The sequence below is a fragment of the Erwinia sp. TECH1 genome (genome assembly GCF_054057575.1).
In genome coordinates, this window is sequence record NZ_JBSRZK010000001.1 from 3,981,450 (window position 1) to 4,002,975 (window position 21,526).

General features: G+C 54.2%; 21 protein-coding genes. 13 read left to right on the forward strand and 8 right to left on the reverse strand.

From position 1 onward, the window contains the following. Positions 1-3 precede the first annotated feature (3 nt). Positions 4-909 carry a LysR family transcriptional regulator gene (locus ACVWZ0_RS18635; RefSeq protein WP_253458482.1) on the forward strand — a complete coding sequence of 302 codons (906 nt, stop codon included), beginning with the start codon at positions 4-6 and terminating at the stop codon, positions 907-909. A 128-nt stretch (positions 910-1,037) separates the two neighbouring features. Here the strand turns inward: ACVWZ0_RS18635 and ACVWZ0_RS18640 are convergent, their stop codons facing one another. Then, entirely contained in the window at positions 1,038-1,871 is an 834-nt protein-coding gene (locus ACVWZ0_RS18640) for an alpha/beta hydrolase (protein WP_253458479.1), read from the reverse strand. Between the two features lie 563 nt (positions 1,872-2,434). Continuing rightward, positions 2,435-2,752: a hypothetical protein gene (locus tag ACVWZ0_RS18645; protein WP_253458476.1), complete on the reverse strand. Its 318-nt coding sequence runs from the start codon at positions 2,750-2,752 to the stop codon at positions 2,435-2,437. Between the two features lie 48 nt (positions 2,753-2,800). On the opposite strand from ACVWZ0_RS18645, the gene ACVWZ0_RS18650 reads away from it, so the two are divergent. The 3 genes from ACVWZ0_RS18650 to queF are packed head-to-tail and all read left to right on the forward strand — an operon-like array spanning position 2,801 to position 5,127. After that, the gene (locus ACVWZ0_RS18650; RefSeq protein ID WP_253458473.1) at positions 2,801-3,397 is read left to right on the forward strand and encodes a helix-turn-helix domain-containing protein; all 597 of its coding nucleotides are present in this window, start codon (positions 2,801-2,803) and stop codon (positions 3,395-3,397) included. Positions 3,398-3,415: 18 nt separating this feature from the next. Continuing rightward, positions 3,416-4,303 (forward strand): queuosine precursor transporter, encoded by an 888-nt coding sequence (locus ACVWZ0_RS18655; protein WP_253458470.1) that lies wholly within the window; start codon positions 3,416-3,418, stop codon positions 4,301-4,303. Then, positions 4,300-5,127, forward strand: a complete 828-nt coding sequence (gene queF, locus ACVWZ0_RS18660) for an NADPH-dependent 7-cyano-7-deazaguanine reductase QueF (protein ID WP_253458467.1) — start codon at positions 4,300-4,302, stop codon at positions 5,125-5,127. Before ACVWZ0_RS18655 ends, queF begins: the two co-directional genes overlap by 4 nt. Before the next feature lie 51 nt (positions 5,128-5,178). On the opposite strand, the gene ACVWZ0_RS18665 is transcribed toward queF, so the two are convergent. From ACVWZ0_RS18665 to puuD, 3 genes are all read right to left on the reverse strand, one after another. Continuing rightward, positions 5,179-6,459, reverse strand: a complete 1,281-nt coding sequence (locus ACVWZ0_RS18665) for an NAD(P)/FAD-dependent oxidoreductase (RefSeq protein WP_253458463.1) — start codon at positions 6,457-6,459, stop codon at positions 5,179-5,181. A 148-nt stretch (positions 6,460-6,607) separates the two neighbouring features. Further along, a complete protein-coding gene (gene puuR, locus ACVWZ0_RS18670; protein ID WP_253458460.1) occupies positions 6,608-7,165 on the reverse strand; it encodes an HTH-type transcriptional regulator PuuR in 558 nt (185 codons plus the stop codon). A gap of 23 nt (positions 7,166-7,188) precedes the next feature. Beyond that, on the reverse strand, positions 7,189-7,953 hold the full coding sequence (gene puuD / locus ACVWZ0_RS18675) for a gamma-glutamyl-gamma-aminobutyrate hydrolase (protein WP_253458457.1): 765 nt from the start codon (positions 7,951-7,953) through the stop codon (positions 7,189-7,191). Between the two features lie 218 nt (positions 7,954-8,171). On the opposite strand from puuD, the gene ACVWZ0_RS18680 reads away from it, so the two are divergent. Then, positions 8,172-9,587, forward strand: a complete 1,416-nt coding sequence (locus ACVWZ0_RS18680) for a glutamine synthetase family protein (protein WP_253458453.1) — start codon at positions 8,172-8,174, stop codon at positions 9,585-9,587. A gap of 218 nt (positions 9,588-9,805) precedes the next feature. Beyond that, on the forward strand, positions 9,806-11,182 hold the full coding sequence (locus ACVWZ0_RS18685; protein WP_253458450.1) for an APC family permease: 1,377 nt from the start codon (positions 9,806-9,808) through the stop codon (positions 11,180-11,182). A gap of 100 nt (positions 11,183-11,282) precedes the next feature. On the opposite strand, the gene ACVWZ0_RS18690 is transcribed toward ACVWZ0_RS18685, so the two are convergent. After that, complete coding sequence (locus ACVWZ0_RS18690; protein ID WP_253458447.1) at positions 11,283-12,542, reverse strand: 4-aminobutyrate--2-oxoglutarate transaminase; 1,260 nt, start codon at positions 12,540-12,542, stop codon at positions 11,283-11,285. Positions 12,543-12,651: 109 nt separating this feature from the next. Between ACVWZ0_RS18690 and pdxR the strand changes: the two genes are divergently transcribed. Beyond that, positions 12,652-14,124 carry a MocR-like pyridoxine biosynthesis transcription factor PdxR gene (gene pdxR / locus ACVWZ0_RS18695; protein ID WP_253458444.1) on the forward strand — a complete coding sequence of 491 codons (1,473 nt, stop codon included), beginning with the start codon at positions 12,652-12,654 and terminating at the stop codon, positions 14,122-14,124. Positions 14,125-14,517: 393 nt separating this feature from the next. Beyond that, positions 14,518-14,784, forward strand: coding sequence for a hypothetical protein (locus ACVWZ0_RS18700; RefSeq protein WP_253458441.1), 267 nt, complete (start codon positions 14,518-14,520; stop codon positions 14,782-14,784). Between the two features lie 85 nt (positions 14,785-14,869). Here the strand turns inward: ACVWZ0_RS18700 and ACVWZ0_RS18705 are convergent, their stop codons facing one another. Beyond that, positions 14,870-15,667: an arylamine N-acetyltransferase family protein gene (locus ACVWZ0_RS18705; protein WP_253458438.1), complete on the reverse strand. Its 798-nt coding sequence runs from the start codon at positions 15,665-15,667 to the stop codon at positions 14,870-14,872. Between the two features lie 194 nt (positions 15,668-15,861). Here ACVWZ0_RS18705 and ACVWZ0_RS18710 point away from each other — a divergent pair, with 194 nt between their 5' ends. Beyond that, positions 15,862-16,203 (forward strand): hypothetical protein, encoded by a 342-nt coding sequence (locus ACVWZ0_RS18710; protein WP_253458434.1) that lies wholly within the window; start codon positions 15,862-15,864, stop codon positions 16,201-16,203. Between the two features lie 710 nt (positions 16,204-16,913). Here the strand turns inward: ACVWZ0_RS18710 and ACVWZ0_RS18715 are convergent. Continuing rightward, positions 16,914-17,846, reverse strand: a complete 933-nt coding sequence (locus ACVWZ0_RS18715; RefSeq protein WP_253458429.1) for a LysR family transcriptional regulator — start codon at positions 17,844-17,846, stop codon at positions 16,914-16,916. Positions 17,847-17,928: 82 nt separating this feature from the next. Here ACVWZ0_RS18715 and ACVWZ0_RS18720 point away from each other — a divergent pair, with 82 nt between their 5' ends. From ACVWZ0_RS18720 to ACVWZ0_RS18735, 4 genes are all read left to right on the forward strand, one after another. Continuing rightward, the gene (locus ACVWZ0_RS18720) at positions 17,929-19,005 is read left to right on the forward strand and encodes a tartrate dehydrogenase (protein ID WP_253458426.1); all 1,077 of its coding nucleotides are present in this window, start codon (positions 17,929-17,931) and stop codon (positions 19,003-19,005) included. Between the two features lie 658 nt (positions 19,006-19,663). Then, positions 19,664-20,071, forward strand: coding sequence for a winged helix-turn-helix domain-containing protein (locus tag ACVWZ0_RS18725; RefSeq protein ID WP_253458423.1), 408 nt, complete (start codon positions 19,664-19,666; stop codon positions 20,069-20,071). A 94-nt stretch (positions 20,072-20,165) separates the two neighbouring features. After that, positions 20,166-20,747 (forward strand): fimbrial protein, encoded by a 582-nt coding sequence (locus tag ACVWZ0_RS18730; RefSeq protein WP_253458420.1) that lies wholly within the window; start codon positions 20,166-20,168, stop codon positions 20,745-20,747. Between the two features lie 50 nt (positions 20,748-20,797). Further along, positions 20,798-21,499, forward strand: a complete 702-nt coding sequence (locus tag ACVWZ0_RS18735) for a fimbrial biogenesis chaperone (protein ID WP_253458417.1) — start codon at positions 20,798-20,800, stop codon at positions 21,497-21,499. Positions 21,500-21,526: the final 27 nt, after the last annotated feature.

Genomic DNA, 21,526 nt, shown 5'->3' on the forward strand with positions numbered 1-21,526 from the left:
GTAATGAATAACGTGATATACAACCAGATCCGCATTTTTCAGAGCATCGCTCGTGAAGGCTCTATTTCGGCCGCCGCCAGGAAACTGGAAATCACGCCGCCCTCGGTCAGCAAGGCGCTTAAGCTGCTTGAGCAGCATATCGGCCATCCTCTTTTCGTGCGCACCACCCGGCGTATTGAGTTAACGGATGCCGGACGGCAGCTGTTAGAGCAAACCTTATCCGCGGTGGAATCGCTGGAAAACTCGCTGGAAAATATCCGGGGTCAGCAGCAGGCGCCTTCCGGGCTGGTCAGGATCACGCTTTCCCGCTTCGCTTATCTGCTGATCCTCAAACCGGTGATGGCGGCATTTTGCCAGCGTTATCCGGGCATCCGGCTGGAAGTGTCCGTGTACGACGGCACCGTGCATCTTGTTGATGAACGGGTCGATGTGGGGATCCGTTTTGGCGATATCCTTGAGGGCGGCGTGGTGGCGCGCCAGTTGATGAAGCCCTTTCGTGAAGGGCTGTACGCTTCGGCAGCCTACCTGAAGGCGTTCGGTACGCCGACAACGCCAGCCGATCTGCCGCAGCACCAGCTTATCGGCTACCGATTTATTACCGCTCACCGCCTCCTGCCGCTGATGCTGGAGCACAACGGCGAACAGCTGACCGTGGATATGCCGGGCCAGCTTATCAGCAACGACATCGACGTGATGGCTGACGGCATCCGCAGCGGGCTGGGTATCGGCAGGCTGTTCGAGCCGGTTTTGCAGCTGCAGCCGGATAAAGAGAGGTTTCTGCCGGTGATGGAAGCTTTCTGGAAGACCTATCCGCCGGTTTATCTCTATTACGCAAAAAGCGCGGGTAAAACGAAAAGAGTAAAGGCGCTGATTGATTTTCTGCTGGAGAACCGGCCTGGGTATAGCTGACAAAAACACCGGTCTTTAGCGGGGTAAAGTAACCGTAAAACCCGCGCTACGGCGCGGCAAGCACATGCTCGCTGGCGGAAGACGCCCGCGTGCATGGCTTATCCCTGCGCCGCGCACGCCTTTTATCTCTATTCAGCCTGTCGGCACGCGCCCCGCTCTTCGCCATGCTGCGCCAGATGGCGTAAGGCCTGCCGGAAACCGGCATCAAAGGTCTGACCGTGCGAAAGTTCAGGCCACGACCAGTAGGCGGCAGATAAACCGGCCTGGCGCAGCGATGCCAGCGTGGCGCGAACCCTGTCCTGCACTTCCGCCGCCGGCGCATGCGGATTGTTTCCCGGCTGGCCGTCGCCTTCACTGACATAGAGCGACTTCGCGCAGAAGCGCGACGCTTCGACCTTCGCCAACTTAGCCAGCACGCCGTCGTACTGCCGGTTCAGCGTTGGGCTGGTCGGATAGTAAAAATGAAAGAACGACGAGGAGAGCCAGGCGTTCAGCGTAAAGACCCCGCCTAAGGAATGGCCCCAGAGGCCACGCCCGGCGGAGTTTATCTTTAACCCTCTTTCGGCCTGCGGCGCAATTTTTTCCTCAAGCAGACGGCGAAAAATAGCGTCGCCGCCGCCCTTTCTTCCTCCGGGCCGGGCGCTTTTTTCGCCGTCCGGCGGCGTGTAATCATAGGTTCTGGCGGCCAGGTCAAAAGGCAGCGTCGTCTGATAGCCAACGGCGACAATCACCGGCGGGTTTTGCGCCGACAGCGTTTGCAGCAGCCCTTCCGACAGCCTGTCCATTACGGCGTTGCCGTCGAGCAGATACATCACGGGAAAGCCGGCAGGCGGCGCTTTCTTATTGGGAATGCCCGTCCATATTTTGTAATGTCGCTGTCCATCGGCGGAATCAAGCGTGCTGACGCGAAAGTGATAAAAAGCCGATCCCTTATCCGCAATATTCGGGCCAGACGGCCGCATATCGGGCTGACACCAGGCGCCTGTCGTATAAAAACAGGTAAAAAAAAGCGCGCCCAGCCGGCAAGCCGCGCGCGCATTTCGGGTGAAAAATAACTTAATATTCATCTACATGCTCTCAATAAAAAACCGGACAGGCAGGCGATGAGGAAAAGTCGCGTCTGTCGGTTTCTCCTCAAAAATGCAGGCCCGGCTGCGTGATAGCCGACAAGCGGAAAACGCCACTATAATGAGAATGATTATTAATTACAAATAAGAGCCGTCCCGGCAAGCTATTTCTGGTGTCGGATCTCCGCGCGAAACGCGCATTAATTAACGGCGGGTTTAATACCCACACTTTTTGCAGCAAACGTAATACGAAAAATACCAGGCGTAATGGGGTTTAATTTTACCAAACCGGAAAAAATTAAATTTTTATATGAGAAGCCCTGGGACGATAAGGATTTGTGAAAAATGCGGCGGCCGACAATCTGCGTTCAGCAGCCATACCCTGGTTATTTTTTTGGCATGGTTCATGCTTCGCAACAGAAGGGGCGCGAAAGACAGAGGTTATTGTGTAGCTGGATCTACGCCTTTAAGCGTAACAACTCTGGCGAACCTGATGGGTAAGCATCAGGTTCGCACGGTGAACTGGATTCCCTGGCGTTGGCAAGAATACTGGAGATATTTTTATTATGTGCTGCTTTGTACAGATAACTTAATCTTACACCCTTAATGAAGTCAACAAAAAAAGAGACAAAACTTCCACTAAAATGAATGCCAAACCAGCTATAAAAGTATAAATTATTGATTTTATTTAAATTAACACTTAATGCAACAGCAAAAAAGCAGACAAAACCAGGTCTGACCTGTCTACTCCCTGCTTCACATTTATTGAATAACATTAAATTTGCTTATAAAATGCGGCAGATGACAGCAACCGGACGCTTATCATGAAAACATCGGCATTGCAGAGAAAAAACAATATAATCAACAATATAGATTATATTATTAAAAGCCGGGGCGAGACAAAAGTCTCTTTCGCCAACCGTACCGGCGTCACCCGCGCGACGCTGTATAAAATCCTGGATGGCAAAGTCAATAACGTACAGCGCTCGACCATTACGCGAATCGCGGATTTCTTTGGCGTGTCGTGCGAGATTATTGAAAATCACGATCTGCAATCTATCGAACTGATCGAAAATACGCTGTCGCCCGACGGCGATAAAAACCCGGCTGCCGTGCCGGTTATTCCTCAATCGGCATTTTTACGCTGCGCGGACAAAAGAGTGGGCCAGCTGGTGGCGCACTATCCCGTTACCTGGTTTTTTGGCGAGGTCGCTAACACGGTCGCGCTACAGGTTGAAAGAAATCTGGGCAACCTGTTTTTTCCTGGCGATGTGCTTATTATCAAACGCCATACGCCGCCACAGGAGAAGCAGCTGGCGCTGTTTTCCTCCCCGACTCAGGCGCTATTTGTCAGTGATATCCACTCCGGCGCTGAGGAAGCTTCCCTGCTGGGCGCCATTATCGAAGAAAGAATCCAATAACCCTAAGGACTGTTCTGCATGGAACAAAACAAGAAATACAAGCTGTTGGGCTTTACCCGCTCGGATGTGATTACGGCCAACGTCATGGTGCTGGCGACCGGCAAGCATATCAGCATCGGCCTGCCCGAGCTGGAAAGCAGCGAAATCACGGATGATTTTAACCGGCATGAACTGAAATCGCTTTATCGTCGCCTTTATGGCGATAACAGCACCGTGACCTCTTACGATATTGGCGACAGGCATGAACGCTCCTGGTACGCCTATCTGATCATCAGCATTGCGCTGACGGTTATTTATACGCTCAGCACCGTGAGCGGCGTGAAACCCGTGCTGATCCCCGTGGTGAATTTCGTAGTGCCGCCTGCCATTTTTTTCTATCCGCTCTCGTTTATCCTGGTGGATATTATCAACGAGTTTTACGGCCTGAGAATGGCAAGAAGAACGATATTTATTTCATTTATTTCTAATACGCTGTTTGTGGCGGGCCTGTGGCTGACCAGCCTTTTACCCGGCCTGAAAGAGTGGGAGCTGAATATCTCCTACGCCACCTTTGTTAACAGCATTGTCTCCGTACTGTTCGCCTCTTCGGCCGCGTATCTGGTGTCGGAAAATATTAACTCGCTGATCCTGTGCAAAATAAAAGAGCTGACCAACTCGCGCTTTCTTTTTGTGCGCGTGCTGACCAGCAACGTTATCGCTTCGGCTCTTGATAGCGTGATTTTCTGTACGCTGGCTTTTCACAACGTGCTCAGCATGGCGACGATTAAAACCATGATTATTTCGCAGTTCATTATCAAGCTGGGCTACGCGCTGCTGGGCGTTGGCCCTATTTACGCTACCCGTGAACTGTTCAGACGCTATATCAATAAAGAAAAACAGGTTAACCGTGCAGAGGAAGTAGTATGAAAACAGAGGAAATTACGCTGCTGGGCAAAAGCACCGGCTATGTTCAGCATTATGCGCCGGAGCTGCTGGAGGCGCTGCCGCGGTCGCGCGGTCGCCAGGAAATCGGCCTGACGTCGGCGGAGCTGCCCTTTTCCGGCTTCGACCTGTGGACGGGCTTCGAGCTTTCCTGGCTTAACGCTAAGGGCAAACCCGTGGTGGCTATCGCCGAATTCTGGATCCCGGCCACCAGCCAGCATCTGATCGAATCAAAATCTTTTAAGCTTTACCTGAACAGCTTTAATCAGACGCGCTTCGCCGCGCCGGAAGAGGTCGCCACCACGCTGGAAAACGATCTGTCGCGGGCGGCCGACGGCAGCGTGAAGGTCAAGCTCTATCCCGATTTAAACGGCTACGCCGCTTTTACCGCAGCGCTGCCCGGCGAATGCATTGACCATCTTGATATCGCCGTGGAGGACTACGATTTTTCTCCGCAGCATCTGCAGGATGCCGCCTCCGGCGATGTTGTGGCCGAAACGCTCTCCTCAAACCTGCTTAAGTCTAACTGTCTGGTGACCAATCAGCCCGACTGGGGCAGCGTGGTCATCCATTATGAAGGCAAGCGGATCGAGCGGGAAAAACTGCTGCGCTATCTGATTTCGTTCAGGATGCACAACGAGTTCCACGAGCAGTGCATTGAGCGCATCTTTAACGATATCAAACACTATTGCCGCCCGGAAAAGCTAAGCGTGTTCGGCCGCTACACCCGCCGGGGCGGGCTGGATATCAATCCGTTCAGAAGCGATTTTGAAGCGCAGCCGACCACGGGCCGCCTCGTCCGTCAGTAATGCCCGCCAGGCGCCCGTTCCTGTTTATTACGCTGCAAAATGGCTGTCTCTCTACACGCCCAGCCTGTCGCGGATGCTGTAATAAGCCGCGCCCATCGCCGTAAGCGGAATACGCATATTGCGGCCGCCGGGGAACGGATAGTGCGGCAAGCGGGCAAAGGCGTCGAAACGTTCGGCGTCGCCGCGCAGCACTTCCGAAATCAGCCGACCGGCCAGATGGGTACAGGTAACGCCGTGCCCGCTATCACCCTGCATATAGTAGATGTTGTTTTCCAGGCGGCCGAACTGCGGCATCCTTGAGAGCGTAAGCAGGAAGTTGCCTGTCCAGCGGTAGTCGATTTTTACCCCTTTCAGCTGCGGGAAGGTTTTCAGCAGCTTCGGCACGATCAGCCGATCGATATCCTCAGGATCCCGCGCGCCATAGACCACGCCGCCGCCGTACAGCAGGCGATGGTCGGCCGTCAGCCGGAAGTAGTCCAGCAGGTAGTTGCAGTCCTCCACGCAGTAGTTGGAGGCGAGCAGCGACGCGGCCAGCTCTGCGCCAAGCGGCTCCGTGGTCAACACCTGCGTGCCGCACGGCATACTGCGTTTCGACAGCGACGGCTCCAGTTTGCTGCCGAGATAGGCGTTGCCCGCGACGATAACATAGCGCGCCGTAACCTGGCCTTTCGCCGTTTTTACCACGGCCGGGCTGCCATGCTGGATCTCCACCACCGGCGACTGCTCGAAAATCCGGCCGCCGTTCAGGACTATCGCCTGCGCTTCACCAATCGCCAGATTTAGCGGATGCAGATGGCCGCCGCGCTTGTCCAGCAGCGCGCCGACGTAGCGATCGCTGTCGATCTCCTGGCGGATCTGCCCGGCGTCCAGCAGCTCCAGCTGGTCGTTGCCGTAGCGTTCCCAGTTCTGCTTCTGCTCCTCCAGCGTGGCGAACTGACGGGCGTTCAGCGCCACGAAAAGGCCGCCCTGCTGATAGTCGCAGGCGATGCCGTAACGTTTAATGCGCTCGCGAATAATATCGCCGCCTTCAAACATCATGCTGCCCAGCATTCTGGCGGCATCTTTGCCGTAGCTTTTTTCAATCACGTCCACGTCGCGGCTGTAGGAGTTGACCACCTGACCGCCGTTGCGCCCGCTGGCACCAAAACCGACCTTCGCCGCTTCCAGCACCACGACCTGGTAGCCGTTTTCCGCCAGATGCAGCGCCGAAGACAGCCCGGTGTAGCCTGCACCAATGATGCAAACGTCGCAGGAGATCGGCTCCTCCAGCGGCGGAAACGGCGTGTAGGCGTTGGCGCTGGCGGCATAGTAGCTTTGCGTATGTTCAGTCATGCTTACGGCTCCAGAGAGATCCAGACGGATATCGGTTCGGTGAGTATTTGCGGCGCGACCCGCGCCCGTTGCCGCTCTGTATGGCGTCAAAAGGCGCGGGAATGCACCGTCGTGGTTCACAGGCCCGCGCGGCAGCGGCCGTCAGGCATCAGAAGGTGGTAGGCGTATGGGCGCTGATAATGCGGCAAATTTTTGCCGAGGTGTTGCTGAAGCTGTGCGGAATGCCGGTGTTAATGGCGTAGCTTTGCTGCGCCACCAGATGATAGCTCTGACCGTTGAATTTCAGCACGACTTCCCCTTCCAGCAAGGTGCCTATCTCTTCCCCCTGATGCTTGATGCGCTCTCCTGTGGTGGTGCCTGGCTGATAAGTTTCAATCATCATCGCCAGCGTGCGGTTCGGCGCGCCGTTATGGATAAGCTTCATGGAGACGCCCTGACTGCCGATCTCAATCAGCTCGTCAGGATTAATCACCACCTGAGGCTCGTCCGGGATCTCCGGCTCCGCAAAAAATTCGGACAGCGACAGCCCGTAAACTTTTAGCAGCTTTTGCAGCGTGCTGATGGCCGGGCTGACCTTGTCCTGTTCAATGGTGCTGATGGCGCTGTGTGTTAATCCAGACAGTTCGGCAACCCGGCGCTGTGACAGACCCAGTTGCTGGCGGATCCCGGACAAACGCTTGCCTGGTGCCAGGCCGTCATTGTTCATAAACGCATTTCCTTCAATGTGAGTCAGAGCTGCTGCTTTTCAGCGTGATGCTGCTGACATGCCGTGATAAAGCCTTCAAGCAACAGGCGCGACAGCGCATATTCGCTGCTTTTCCATTCCGGGTGCCACTGTACGCCCAGCGCGTAGGGATGATCGAGCACGCTGACCGCCTCCGGCAGCCCGTCCTGGGAGTACGCCTCCACGCGAAGCCGCGGGCCAAGGGTTTTTGCGCCCTGCCCGTGCAACGAGTTTACCCAGAATGTTTTGCTTCCGGGTATCAATTGCGAAATTAATCCGTCCGGCTGGATTTTGATCTCATGCGAGGGCGCATATTGCAGATCTATTGGCAGATCCGGGTCCTCACGATGCTCAAGAAACTGCGGATGGTCGCAGAGGCGACGGTAGAGGGTACCGCCCGTCGCGACCACCAGCTCCTGCAAACCGCGACAGATGGCAAAAATGGGGATGCGCCTTTCGAGCGCCTGCGCAATCAGCGCGATGCTCAGAAGATCTCGCCCGGGATCGGCGGCAGGCTCATCGCCGTTTTCACCATAATGGTGCGGCTGCATATTACTGGGGCTGCCCGGCAGCAACACGCCGTCCAGCAGCGGCATCACGCCTGCCAGCAATTCCGGCTCTGCCAGCGCGTGCGGCAAGGCGATGGGTAAACCGCCCGCGTCCAGAACCGCATTCAGGTACTTATCTTGCAAGGTATGACTTTGTTGGCCTTTGACGGGGTTGCTGCACATCACCACCCCGACAATCGGCCTGTAAAATATATCGACCATGCTTCACCTCTTGTTTCGGACTGAATTTTTTACAAAAGCGTCTGAAATTACCTGAAATGCGCAACATTTCCGCTGAATGGTATTTTGATAACCCTTTTTTAAATCAAATGCAACATTTGACAAACAATTTGTTTCCGTCCAGATTGTTTTTGTGTGCATTATATTTAACAACATGAATGCGATCCTGTTATCCCCTACCAAGCCAACAGCGGTGAATCATGGAAACTAACCTTGTAGCAGTGGAAAACTTTAAGCAGCCGGAAGAGAGACGGAGCAGCGCCTTCGCCAGAGAGGTCGAAGCCTATCTGAGCCGCTATCCGGATACCCATTACGTCGATGTGATGCTGACCGATCTTAACGGCTGTTTCCGGGGCAAGCGCATCCCGGTGGCGGCGCTGCGTAAGCTGGAGAAAGGCTGCTATTTCCCCGCCTCCGTTTTCGCGATGGATATTCTGGGCAACGTGGTGGAGGCGGCGGGCCTGGGTCAGGCATCCGGCGAACCCGACCGCATCTGTGTGCCCATCGCCGGGACGCTGACGCCCTCCGCCGCCGATCCACAGACCATCGGCCAGCTGCTGTTGACGATGCTGGACGAAGATGGCGCTCCCTTTGACGTTGAGCCGCGAAATGTCCTTAACCGCCTGTGGCAGCAGCTACAGCAGCGTGGACTGCATCCCGTGGTAGCGGTAGAGCTGGAGTTCTATTTACTGGATCGGCAGCGTGACGCCGAAGGCTATCTTCAGCCGCCCTGCGCGCCCGGCACCCAGGATCGCAATATGCAAAGCCAGGTCTACTCCGTGGATAATCTCAACCACTTTGCCGACGTGTTAAACGATATCGACGAGCTGGCGCAGCTGCAAAAGATCCCGGCGGACGGCGCGCTGGCGGAGGCGTCGCCAGGCCAGTTCGAAGTTAACCTGCACCATACCCGCAACGCGCTGGAGGCGTGCGACCATGCGCTGGCGCTGAAGCGCCTGATCCGGCTGGTGGCAGAAAAACACCATATGCACGCCACGTTTATGGCCAAGCCCTACGAGGAATACGCCGGCAGCGGCATGCATATTCATATCAGTATGCTGAACGACCAGGGCGAGAACGTGCTGGCCGACCGGCACGGCAACGACTCCCCCCTTCTGCAACGCTCGCTGGCCGGGATGATAGAGATGATGCCCGCCTCCATGGCGCTGCTGGCACCTAATATCAACTCCTATCGCCGTTTTCAGGCAGGCATGTATGTGCCGACGCAGGCTTCCTGGGGCCACAATAACCGCACCGTCGCCCTGCGCATTCCCTGTGGCGATCGCGATAATCATCGCGTGGAATATCGGGTCGCGGGCGCGGATGCCAACCCTTATCTGGTAATGGCGGCCATTTTTGCCGGGATCCTGCACGGTCTGGATAACGATTTGCCGCTGCCGCCGAAGGTCGAGGGCAACGGGCTGGAGCAGGACGGGCTGCCATTCCCTATTCGTCAGAGCGATGCGCTGTGGGAATTCGCCCAGCACGAGGCGCTCTGTGCTCAGCTCGGCGAACGTTTCAGCCACGTCTGGCACGCCTGCAAAAGCAACGAGCTAACGCAGTTTGAGCGGTTGATCACAGATACGGAAATTGACTGGATGCTGAAAAACGCCTGATGGCATCCGGCCTCAGGAAGAGCCTCGCCCATGCGCCCCGTCTGGAAACGAGCGCGCTCTCTGCCGGTTTTCCGGCCCGTACCGCCTGTCGCCGAAGGAAAAAAAGCGGCGGCGGAACGCCCTACATCATGAGGTTCGGAAATGGTGCATCTGCCCGTCCCGTATACCCTTAAGCCGCCCACGGCTGTTCTCTCAGCGCCGCCGCAAGGGGGCTGCTAATGGCTGCCGTCACTGAAGAAAGCCCGGCCAAACCGGGGCTGAGAAAATCCCTTAAGCTCTGGCAGATTGTGATGATGGGGCTGGCCTACCTGACGCCGATGACGGTGTTCGATACCTTCGGTATCGTTTCCGGTATCAGCAACGGCCACGTTCCCGCTTCCTATCTGCTGGCGCTCGCCGGCGTATTATTTACCGCCGTCAGCTACGGCAAGCTGGTGCGCCAGTTTCCCGAAGCCGGTTCCGCCTATACCTATGCGCAGAAGGCGATCAATCCTCACGTCGGCTTTCTGGTCGGCTGGTCGTCGCTGCTGGACTATCTGTTCCTGCCGATGATCAACGTGCTGCTGGCGAAGATTTACCTTTCGGTCCTGTTTCCGGAAGTGCCGCCCTGGATATGGGTAGTGGGTTTTGTGGCGATCATGACCGCCGCCAACCTGAAAAGCGTCAGCCTGGTAGCCAATTTCAATACGCTGTTTGTGCTGGTTCAGGTCGCGATTATCAGCGTATTTATTTTTCTGGTGATCCACGGTCTGTATCGCGGTGAAGGCGTCGGCACGGTCTGGTCGCTACAGCCTTTTATCAGCCAGAACGCGCACCTGCTGCCGATTATGACCGGCGCGACCATCGTCTGCTTTTCGTTTCTCGGTTTTGACGCCGTTACCACGCTCTCCGAAGAGACGCACAACGCCGGGAAAACCATTCCGCGCGCCATCTTTCTGACCGCGCTCTACGGCGGACTGATTTTTATTGCCGCCTCGTTCTTTATGCAGCTCTTTTTCCCCGATATCAGCCGCTTTAAAAATCCCGACGCGGCGCTGCCGGAAATCGCACTCTACGTGGGCGGCAAGCTGTTTCAGTCGATTTTCCTCTGCACCACTTTTATCAATACGCTGGCTTCCGGCCTGGCGTCTCATGCCAGCGTTTCCCGTCTGCTGTACGTGATGGGTCGGGATAACGTCTTTCCGGCCAGGGTGTTCGGCTACGTGCATCCCAAATGGCGCACGCCCGCGCTTAACGTGATTATGGTCGGCATCGTGGCGCTTTCCGCCCAGTATTTCGACCTGGTAACGGCGACGGCGCTGATTAATTTCGGCGCGCTGGTGGCCTTTACCTTTGTGAATCTCGCCGTATTTAACCACTTTTACCGCCGCGAAGGCCGCAATCGCACCTGGAAGGAGAAGCTGCATTATCTGGTGCTGCCGATGGTGGGCGCCGCCACGGTCGCGGTACTGTGGATCAACCTGGAGGCGACATCGCTGACGATGGGGCTGATTTGGGCAGTGCTCGGCGTGCTTCATCTGGCCTGGCTGACCCGCCGTTTTCGCCAGCCGCCGCCGCAGTTTAACAAGCTGCGAGCGGAAACGGGCGGGAAATAAGGCAGAACATTTATGGCCGCGTGATGCAGCCCGCTTTGGGCGTCAGTAGATGAAAGGTCTGTCGAAATATGCCCGGCCGCGTGACGCAGCCGGGAATGTCTTAAGCTTTCAGGATCGAGGTCAGAATGGTTAGCGAGCGGCTGAACTGCTCGTCCGGAATGGTCAGCGGATAAAGGAAACGGATCACGTTACCGTGCACGCCGCAGGTGAGCAGGATCAGGTTCTGCGCCAGCGCTCGCTGCTGAATATCGCGGGCAAAAGCGCTGTCCGGCGCGCCGGTTTCAGGATGATTGAATTCCACTGCAATCATCGAGCCGCGTCCGCGTACCTGAGCGATGGCTGGATGGCGGGTGCCGATGAGGGCTTCGCTCAGGGCCGCGCCGAGCCTGTCGGCACGCTGGCAGAGCTGCTCTTCCTCAATGATATCCAGCACCGCGTGGGCCGCCGCAACCGCGATCGGGTTACCGGCATAGGTGCCGCCCAGCCCGCCAGGACCCGGCGCGTCCATCACTTCGGCGCGGCCAACCACGCCGGAAATCGGGAAACCGCCGCCCAGGCTTTTCGCCATTGTCAGCAGATCCGGTTTCGCATCCGGGTAGTATTCGCTGGCGAACACCTTACCGGTACGTGCAAAGCCCGTCTGGATCTCATCCGCCACCAGCAGAATGCCGTGCTCGTCGCACAGGTGGCGCAGCGCGCTGACAAATTCCGGCGGCGCGACGTTGAAACCGCCCTCGCCCTGAATCGGCTCAAAGATAATGGCGGCGACTTCCTGCGGCGCGATATCGCAATGGAAGATATCGTCCAGGCTTTTCAGCGCATCCTCCACGCTGACGCCGTGCAGCTCGTTGGGATAGCGGGCGTGGAACACCGAGCCGGGAAAAGGGCCAAAGCCGGTTTTATAGGGCGCGACCTTGCCGGTCAGCGCCATCGTCATCATGGTGCGGCCATGAAACGCGCCGGTAAAGGTAATGACGCCGGGACGCCCGGTCGCGGCGCGAGCGATTTTCACCGCGTTTTCCACCGCCTCCGCGCCCGTGGTGAAAAAAGTGGTTTTCGCTTTGCCCGCTATCGGCGCCAGTTCGTTCAGGCGCTCCGCCAGCGAGATATAATTTTCATAAGGAATAACCTGGAAAGCCGTATGGGTAAAACGGGTCAGCTGCTGCTGCACGGCAGCGATCACTTTCGGATGACGGTGCCCGGTATTCAGCACGGCGATCCCCGCCGCGAAGTCGATGTATTCGCGCCCCTGCGTATCGATAAGCGTGGCGTTTTCAGCCTGCTCGACCAGAAAATCGCACATTACGCCCACACCGCGCGGTGTGGCGTCCAGACGGCGCTGACGGATGGAATCGTTCATGTTTTACTCCTCGTTACGGGAAGCCGGGTTGTACCTGAATTACCTTGATTTTTAGCGCTGATGGGGTGCTATTATCCAGAGCCAGTTTTGACTATTTTAGGGAGCCACTTTGCGCACACTCGTCGGTGATCTGGTCGCCTGCCGGCTTGGACAGACGGCCGCAGGCACGCTGGGCAAGCGTCTTTACGACGCCTTACAGCAATCCATTCAGAAAGGGATGCTTGCGCCCGGTACTCGCCTGCCCGCCTCGCGCGATCTGGCCGCCGAACTAGGCGTATCGCGCAATACGGTGATGGCCGCTTATGAGCAGCTACAGTCGGAAGGCTATCTCACCACCCGCGCGGGCAGCGGCACCTTTGTCAGCGCCAGTCTGCCGGAAAGCGATCTTTCGGCGGTGGGACGGATCGTTTCCGCCGACGTGCCATCAGGGCAGATCGCGCTTTCCCGCCGGGGCGAGCAGCTGCTGAACCGCGCCGGCGCCAGCCAGCGTCAGTGGGGAGCCTTTATGCCCGGCGTGCCGGACGTACGGCATTTTCCGCATAAAACCTGGCATAAAATCACGCGCCGCCTGAACCTGCGGCTGCCGGTAGAAACGTTGAGTTACTCGCAGCATGGCGGCTACGCGCCGTTGCAACATGCGCTGGCGGATTACCTGCGCGTGGCGCGTTCGGTTAAATGCACGCCGGAGCAGATCCTGATCGCTTCCGGGACGCATCAGTCGCTGGATCTGCTGGCGAAAATGCTCTGCAATCCCGGCGATCGGGTCTGGGTAGAAGAGCCGGGCTACTGGGGCCATCGCAGCGTGCTGGAAATCAACGGCCTGGAAACAGTGCCGATTGCGGTAGACGACGAAGGCATGACGCTGCCCGCAGGCGTCGCGCCGCCACGGCTGATTTGCGTAACGCCTTCCCATCAATATCCGACCGGCGCCGTGATGGGCCTGGCGCGTCGTCAGGCGCTGCTCCGCCAGGCGCAGGCCTGGGGCAGCATTATCATCGAGGACGATTACGACAGCGAGTTTCGCTTTGGTGAAAGCCCGGTACCGGCGCTACAGGGGCTGGCGCAGGATGAAAACGTCATCTATCTGGGCACCTTCAGCAAAACGCTCTATCCGGGGCTGCGCACCAGCTATATGGTGGTGCCCGACTCGCTGACGGCCCGCCTGAAAGTGGCCCATTCCGAACTTTACCGGGGCGGCTACGGCCTGACCCAGCTGGCGCTGGCGGAATTTATTCGTGAAGGCCACTATGCGGCGCACGTACGCCGTATGCGACAGCTTTACGGCCAGCGACGCGAGGCGCTGGTCGGGACGATCCGCCGGGAGCTGGGCGCGGAATTTATCGGCCAGGACAGCCATGCCGGCCTGCATCTGATCCTTGCGCTGCCGCCGGAAATTGACGACGTCGCCCTCGCTTACGTGCTGGAGCAACAGGGGATCTGGACTCGCCCGCTTTCGGTTTACTACAGGGGCGAGGCGAAAAGACGCGGCCTGATCCTCGGCTACGCCTGCGTAGAGGCGGAAGCAATGACGGAAACCTTTATGCCTGTCGTCCACGCCCTGCTGCCACTGTTAGCAAAATGATCGGTGTCGGTAAGCTTTTCCGCCTGAAAAAACGCCCGCCCGGTGCAGGGTAAAAGAGAGCGACAGGCAGCGCATGGTCAATGACTTCCGGCCATTTTTCGGTAATTTATTTAAAAGGAATAAATATATAGATAATAAATAATTTAAATCACAAATAAATAATACTCACCATTCAAACTCACCCCGTTATTAATCATTCCAATATTTACCACCTGTAGCGCGCAATAAACTCCTGTTAAATTCATTAATAAGAAAGCACTGACAGGGATGCGCCCTTTATATCCAGGCTATTCGTGCGGATATATTCTATTCAGGAATTTTCGCCCTTTACGCAAGCGGCAGAGATAAATATATTAACTCCGCTGTATTAACCTTATATACAAGGAGAAAGTAATGAGAGAAATCAGCCATAATGAAGTACAAATGGTTAGCGGCGCTGGTCTGACTGACGTTATCACCGGCCTGAACTCGGCTATGGAAAATGTCTCAACCAAACTGCAAACCACCGTTGATGCTATTTCTACCACGACGGATAGCTGGAGCATCAAAAAACTGACGCATCAGGCTATAGGATTGTCTCGCACCTATGCGAAGCTTTCCTTCCTGTCGAATATCCTGACCGGATTAACTACCCCAGCCGACAGCTCGTCTGCCGCGTAGTTTTGCGTAAAGGATCTGAATAAGGCAGGCCACCGGTCTGCCTTCATGCTTTTATGCCTTTATGCTTTTATGCCTCTATATGATTTCAGCCAACTTTTTCGTAAATTGCCCGTATTTCCGTCTCGCTCAACACGTTGTCCGCCGTGAAAAAGGAGAGGATTAACGCGCGAAAGTCGGTAAAGGACGCGGCCTCCTGCTGCCTTTTCTCCTCTCCGTAGACGGTAAGATGCCGGTTGAACAGATTGGTTTGCTGCCCGTTTATTATTTTCGCCATCATCAAATTATGGCGAAACAGCGACTCGTCATACGTGGCAACAAAGTGGCTGGCGACAAGAATATCCGCCTGTTCGCAGGCGCCATCGGCAAACCGATACATCAACCGCCAGCTGCCGCCGCTTTTCATCGACAGCAGCCACTCTTCCTGGCTGAACCGCTCAAGACGGTAACCCTGCTGTTCGCCCGCCTCCAGCCGTAAAGGCGCGGTCAGGCTGACGCCGCCAAAACCGACATCCGCCAGATACCGCACGCCGTCGAGCGCCACGGTTAACAGCATATGCGTTTGCGGCGTCGCGTCCGGCTTATCCTGTCCCCACAGCACGCGTGCAAGGTGCGGCGTAACCCTGAAGCCAATTTCTTCAAGGATTTGTCGCAACAGCAGATTATGCTCAAAGCAGTAGCCTCCCCGCTGTTTGCTCAGCAGCTTGTCGGCAATCTTCTCTACGTCGATACTGACCGGCCTGCCCAGCAAAACCTCTATGTTTTCGAAGGGAATAAGAGCAGGCCAGCGCTGATGTAGTGCACTAAGGGTGGCGAAATCAGCAGACGGCGACGCGGAAAAACCAGCCAGCGCCGCAAAGCGGGAAAAGTAGTGATAGTTGTTCATAGCAACTCGTTCATGATGTTAAACCACCATGTTAGCAGTTTTGCCGCTGCCGGCTATTTTCGCAGGCCGCCGGGTTGATGGAAAACGTTCAATCCTCTTTCTTTTGTCCGCCTGTAACGGCAAAGGCGTTAACCTGGCGAAAAGGCGCCGGAAACGTTAAGCTCGCCGCCACCACTTCAGTAAAAACAACCTGTATGAAACGCAAAACTATCGCCATTGTAGCTTTGCTGGCTATCGTCGGCGGGCTTTATCTGACCTTCCTCCCTCCGGAGCAGGATCCGCACTATTATGCCGCCGCCTGCGTGGCGATCAAGGATATGCATGACACGCCAGACTCGGCAGATTTCCCTGACAAATTGCGCGAAGTGATTACCAACGAAAACGCTTCCTACGCGGTGGACAAAGTAGCTTTCGACAAGCATTCGGCACAGGGCGCAATTCAGCGTTACCGGCAGCTAAGCGAGCAGGATAAAAACCGAACTCGCCAAAGCATCGATGACTGTTTAAGCGTCATGCTGCCGAAAAAAACCGACTAAAGGGCCGGCGGCCTGCCGCTGACGGGCCGTTTGTCACTCAGGTTATGGATTAACTTTGTTACAGCATCTTTCACTACGTTCAGGGAGTAAGGGCAAACGGGTAACAGAGCGCTGTTACATATTCAGCCAATCGACTCAGCTTGTTACGGATCTGAAGGCGCTGCAATGTGTCTTCTTATTTGCATCTTTTTTGCAGCGGAACGGCTACCCACAGTTTCGGTAAACGCGCATATTTTTACTACCAATATAAATCACGTTTATTAAGATTTTCTGTAAATCTGTACACACCATGTAACCTCTGAACCTGCTGTTAATAAGAAAAAAAAGTGCCCGCCGCGCCCATTAATTAACGCCACTTAACTTGCCTTATACGCATTTATCTGTAAATCAACGGGACGGCACCTTTTCCGATAGTTCCGCGTTAAAATAATCTTATTAAAATTATCATAAAGTCATCTGCTATCGCCTGCCAAGAGTGAAAGGGAAAATGCAAGCTGAATACTATTATGTGACCCAACGACCAGAACAAATGGATTTTCATCTGTTACACCGCCGAGGCTGCCAGAAAATGCCCGGGAAAAATAAGCTGGCGTTTATCGGCAGCTGCTATGCCCCTCTCCAGGCATTAACCGTGGCCAAAGCCCGGTTTGGCAACCGCGTAAAAGCCTGCTACTTCTGCTGCCAGGAACATCATGAGCGCGCAACCCCTTTTATTTCTTCTTGTCTGTAAATAGCGCTTCGAAACGCTCATGCAGATAGTCGGTAAAACAACGGATCCTTTTTGGCGTCTGTCGGCTATGAGCATAAACCGCATAGATATCCGCTGAAGGCAGCTGATATGAAGTGAGCACCTGAACCAGCTTGCCGGCCAGGATCGCTTCGCGTGCATCCCACCACGAGCGCAGGATCAGACCATGGCCATCCAGCGCCAGGCGCATGGCAACCTCACCATCATTTGTGGTCAGGCTTCCCTGTACTTTCTGCCGATGCTCTTTACCCGCCTTGCTGAATCGCCAGATAGCGGCATCCGACTCATGCTGGCGCAGCACAATACAGTTATGCTGCGCCAGATCTTCAACGTGCTGTGGTACAGCATAACGGGCCAGATAGTCCGGCGAGGCGCATACCACGCGATAATTAGCCGCTATACGGCGTGCAATCAAACGGGAATCCGGCACGCTGCCCACGCGGATATCCACATCTATACCTGCATTAAGGAAGTTCAGCGGCTGGCTGGATAGCTGTAAATTAAGCGTTAACGCCGGATGTTGCGCGGCAAAATCTGAAACCAGAGGCGCAACGTAACGACGTCCAAAACCAAAGGATGCGTTGATATGTAAGGTGCCGTGTAGCATAGCGCTTTCGCCGCCCAGCTCCTCTTCCAGCTGCGCCAGCTGGCTGAGGATCGGCTCTGCGCCTTCGGCGTAAAGCAGCCCTTCCGGCGTCAGCTCCAGGCGTCGGGTAGTTCGTCTGACCAGCTGTACGCCCAGCTTCTCTTCCAACTGCGTCAGTCGTTTACTGACGGCCGGCAGGCTTAATCCCAGTTCCCGGGCGACCTCCGTCAGGCTGGTCAGTCTGGCTACGTGGGTAAAAAAGCGCAGATCCTCGCTGGTTGTCGCCAACTCTTTACCTTTAGTTAACATTGCATTGAATTCCAGGCTAATTATTTAACCATAATGCTGCAATAGACTCAGGGCGAAAAGCTAACTTTCCAGGAGAAGCGCAATGTCCGTAGCAAACTACAAAATTGCCGTGATCCCCGGTGACGGGATCGGCAAAGAGGTGATGCCGGAAGGCGTAAAGGTTATCAGCGCCGCCGCAGAGAAATTCGGCATCGTGCTGGAGTGGGTCTGGTTTGATTTTGCCAGCGCGGACTATTATCAGCAGCACGGTAAAATGCTGCCGGACGACTGGTTTGCCTTACTTAAGCCGTTTGACGCTATCTACTTTGGCGCCGTCGGCTGGCCCGAAATCGTGCCGGATCACGTCTCGCTGTGGGGCTCGCTGCTCCAGTTCCGCCGCCAGTTCGATCAGTATGTTAATTTACGCCCGGTGAGGCTGCTGGCCGGCATCAAATCCCCGCTGGCCGATCGCCAGCCTGGTGACATCGATTTCTACGTGGTGCGTGAGAATACCGAAGGCGAATACTCCAGCGTTGGCGGAACAATGTTTCCCAATACGGAGAGAGAAATTGTTATTCAGGAAACGGTAATGACCCGTACCGGCGTGGACCGCATTTTAAAGTTCGCCTTTGAGCTGGCGCAAAAGCGTCCGGCCCGCCATCTGACTTCCGCCACCAAATCCAACGGCATTGCCATCACCATGCCGTGGTGGGACAGTCGCGTAGCGGCGATGCACGAGCATTATCCCGACCTGGCGGTGGATAAATACCATATTGATATTCTGACGGCGCACTTTGTCCTGCATCCGGACAGGTTCGATGTGGTTGTCGCCAGCAATCTGTTCGGCGATATTCTTTCCGATTTGGGGCCGGCCTGCACCGGAACCATCGGTATTGCGCCTTCCGCTAACATTAATCCTGAACGTACCTTTCCCAGCTTATTCGAACCCGTACATGGCTCTGCACCGGACATCGCTGGTCAAGGCATCGCCAATCCGATAGGTCAAATCTGGTGCGGCGCGATGATGCTTGAGCATTTGGGCCATAGCGAGGCGGCGGAAGCGGTGGTAGCAGCCATAGAACGCGTGCTGAGCAGTGAAAATAAAATACGGTTAACCCCGGACATTGGCGGTACGGGGAAAACGGCGGATCTGGGCGCCGCTATCGCCGCCGCGCTGTAAATAAGGGAGGAGAAAGGCGGCCTTTCTCCTTTTTGCTATTTTACTGAAGGTAGAAAATTATTCTTTTCGCCTATTGTAAAAATAAAAAAATATGAGACTATTCCCATTAAAAACACCAACCAACTATGAGCTATAAAATATCAACCATTAATTCAGGCCTGAGAATAATCCTGGCTGGCAGGCCAGATGACTTCACTTACCTGAACCATTAGTAAAAACGTTATTTTTAATTTTTAACCATAGCCTGACACTAACGTATGACAATAACTAAGGAAAAATCTAATTTTTTTTAGTTACCGGAATCGACAAGTGTTAAAAAAAGACGTTATGATTGTGAATCATTAGCAGCAATGGCAGAAATCATCTAATATTTTACTCTAAAATATCAGGCTAAAATAGATTTTCCGTTTGATGATCGACTTACCCCTTTTGACGAAACAAAAACCTTAAACACCTGCATACATTGATATAAAAAACCACAAAAAAAACCTTAAGTAGCCATTCCCCCCTTTAATTAACAAATAACACCCTCTTTATAAAAGAATAAAGTAACTGTTGAGATAGATTTATCTCAACAGTTACTATAGCCGCACTCAGGAAAGAGTTCCCGTTTGACACGCCTTGTAAAAGTCTGTCTGGTTTTCATGGAGGAAAGGTAATGGATTGGGAAAGCGCAAAAGTCTACGGTTACATGATTGAGCCCGACATCCAGGTTAATATTAACCAGAGCCGGATCATTAATATCAAACTACTGGCAAACGAAAAGGGCACCAGCGCAATAAAATTAAGAAAAACCATGATGCGCCTTTTTATTTACCTGCTGGAGAATGCCGACAGTAAAGTTATCGGCAATGAAGAAATATTAACCAATGTGTGGGACAAGTATGGCCTGAGTTCCTCATCACAGCGGCTCTGGCAGGTCATGCACTGCCTGAGAAACAAACTTTCAACGCTTGGTATTGCTGAAGATTTTATCACCCGGACAGAAGAGGATCACGTCAGGGGATTCTGCATTAATAAAGAGCGCGTCACGCCTATTTACTACTTCGATACTAAGAATTTGTAGATAAAACCACTGCAAATACTTCCCCTCAGGGAAAAATAACAATCCCAACGACAAGATGGGATTTATTTTAACATGATGAAAATAAGGATGTTCAATGAAAAAATTGCTGATTGCTGCTGCGCTGGCAACCGCGTTTACCGGCGTGACTGCCCAGGCGGACTCTGTTTCTACGAACTCTTCGGGCACCATTACCTTTAACGGCCAACTCACCTCCTCCACCTGTAAGGTAAATGTCAACGGATCAGGAAATTCGGACGGTAATGTTGACCTGCCGGTGCTTCAAACTTCTGCTCTGCCGAAGGGTGCCACCGCAGGTGATACGCATTTCATTATGCAACTGACGGATTGTACGCTGGCAGATAATAAGACAACGGTATCGGCTTTCTTCCAGCATGGCACTACCGTTAATGATAAGGGACATCTGATAAACAAGAGCGATGCCACGGAAACATCAGACGTCACGCTGGAGCTGTTAGATGCTAATAACAATAATTATAAATCTATTTTTATTGGTAGTGATAATCAAAAAGAAAGTGCGATTTATAAACCCGTGACTACAGATGGAACCGCAACATTAGAATACGCCGTTCGCTACAATGCACAAGAAATAACAGGAGCAAAGGCCGCCCCTGGTATGGTTAGCAGCAGCGTGGTTTACGCTCTTCAGTATAAATAAAACCTCCCCGCAGAGAGACGCCGTCTCTCTGCTTTTTACAGAAGGTTAGTATGAATAAATTTTCTCGCTTATTTTTTTCCGGTTTAAACGCTTCTTTATTGCTGGCGTTTAGCTACACGGCTTCTGCCAGCGTAGTGATTACCGGCACCCGGGTTATTTATCCCTCAGACGCCAGAGAAGTCAGCGTAAAATTAGCCAATAAAGGGAAAAAGCCGGTGCTGATCCAGAGCTGGATCGATGACGGCGATGTTAAAGCCAAACCGGACACTATCCATGTGCCTTTTGTCCTGACGCCGCCCATCAACCGCGTGGAGCCGGAGAAAGGCCAGACGCTGCGTATCAGCTATACGGGAAAGCCGCTGCCGGCCGATCGGGAAAGCATCTACTGGCTGAACGTTTTGGAAATTCCGGCTAAAAACCCGTTGCTTAAAGACAGCAACCTGCTGCAAATGGCCTTTCGCTCGCGCATTAAATTCTTTTTCCGTCCCGTCGGTTTGAAAGGAAACGCTAACGATGCCGCACAAAAAATTGTCTGGAAAAAAAACGGGCAGCAGCTGATAGCCAATAATCCTACGCCTTATTATATCTCGCTGACCAATATAGTTATTAACGATAAAAATACCGAGGCAGATACGATCGCGCCTTTTTCTGAAGCCAGCTTTACTGCTGCAGCAAACCCTGGGGACAAAATAAAGGTAAATTATATCAATGATTATGGCGCCTCTATCAGCGTCGATGCGCAAGTCAATTAATGGATATTCTATTCTACGTCATCGGGA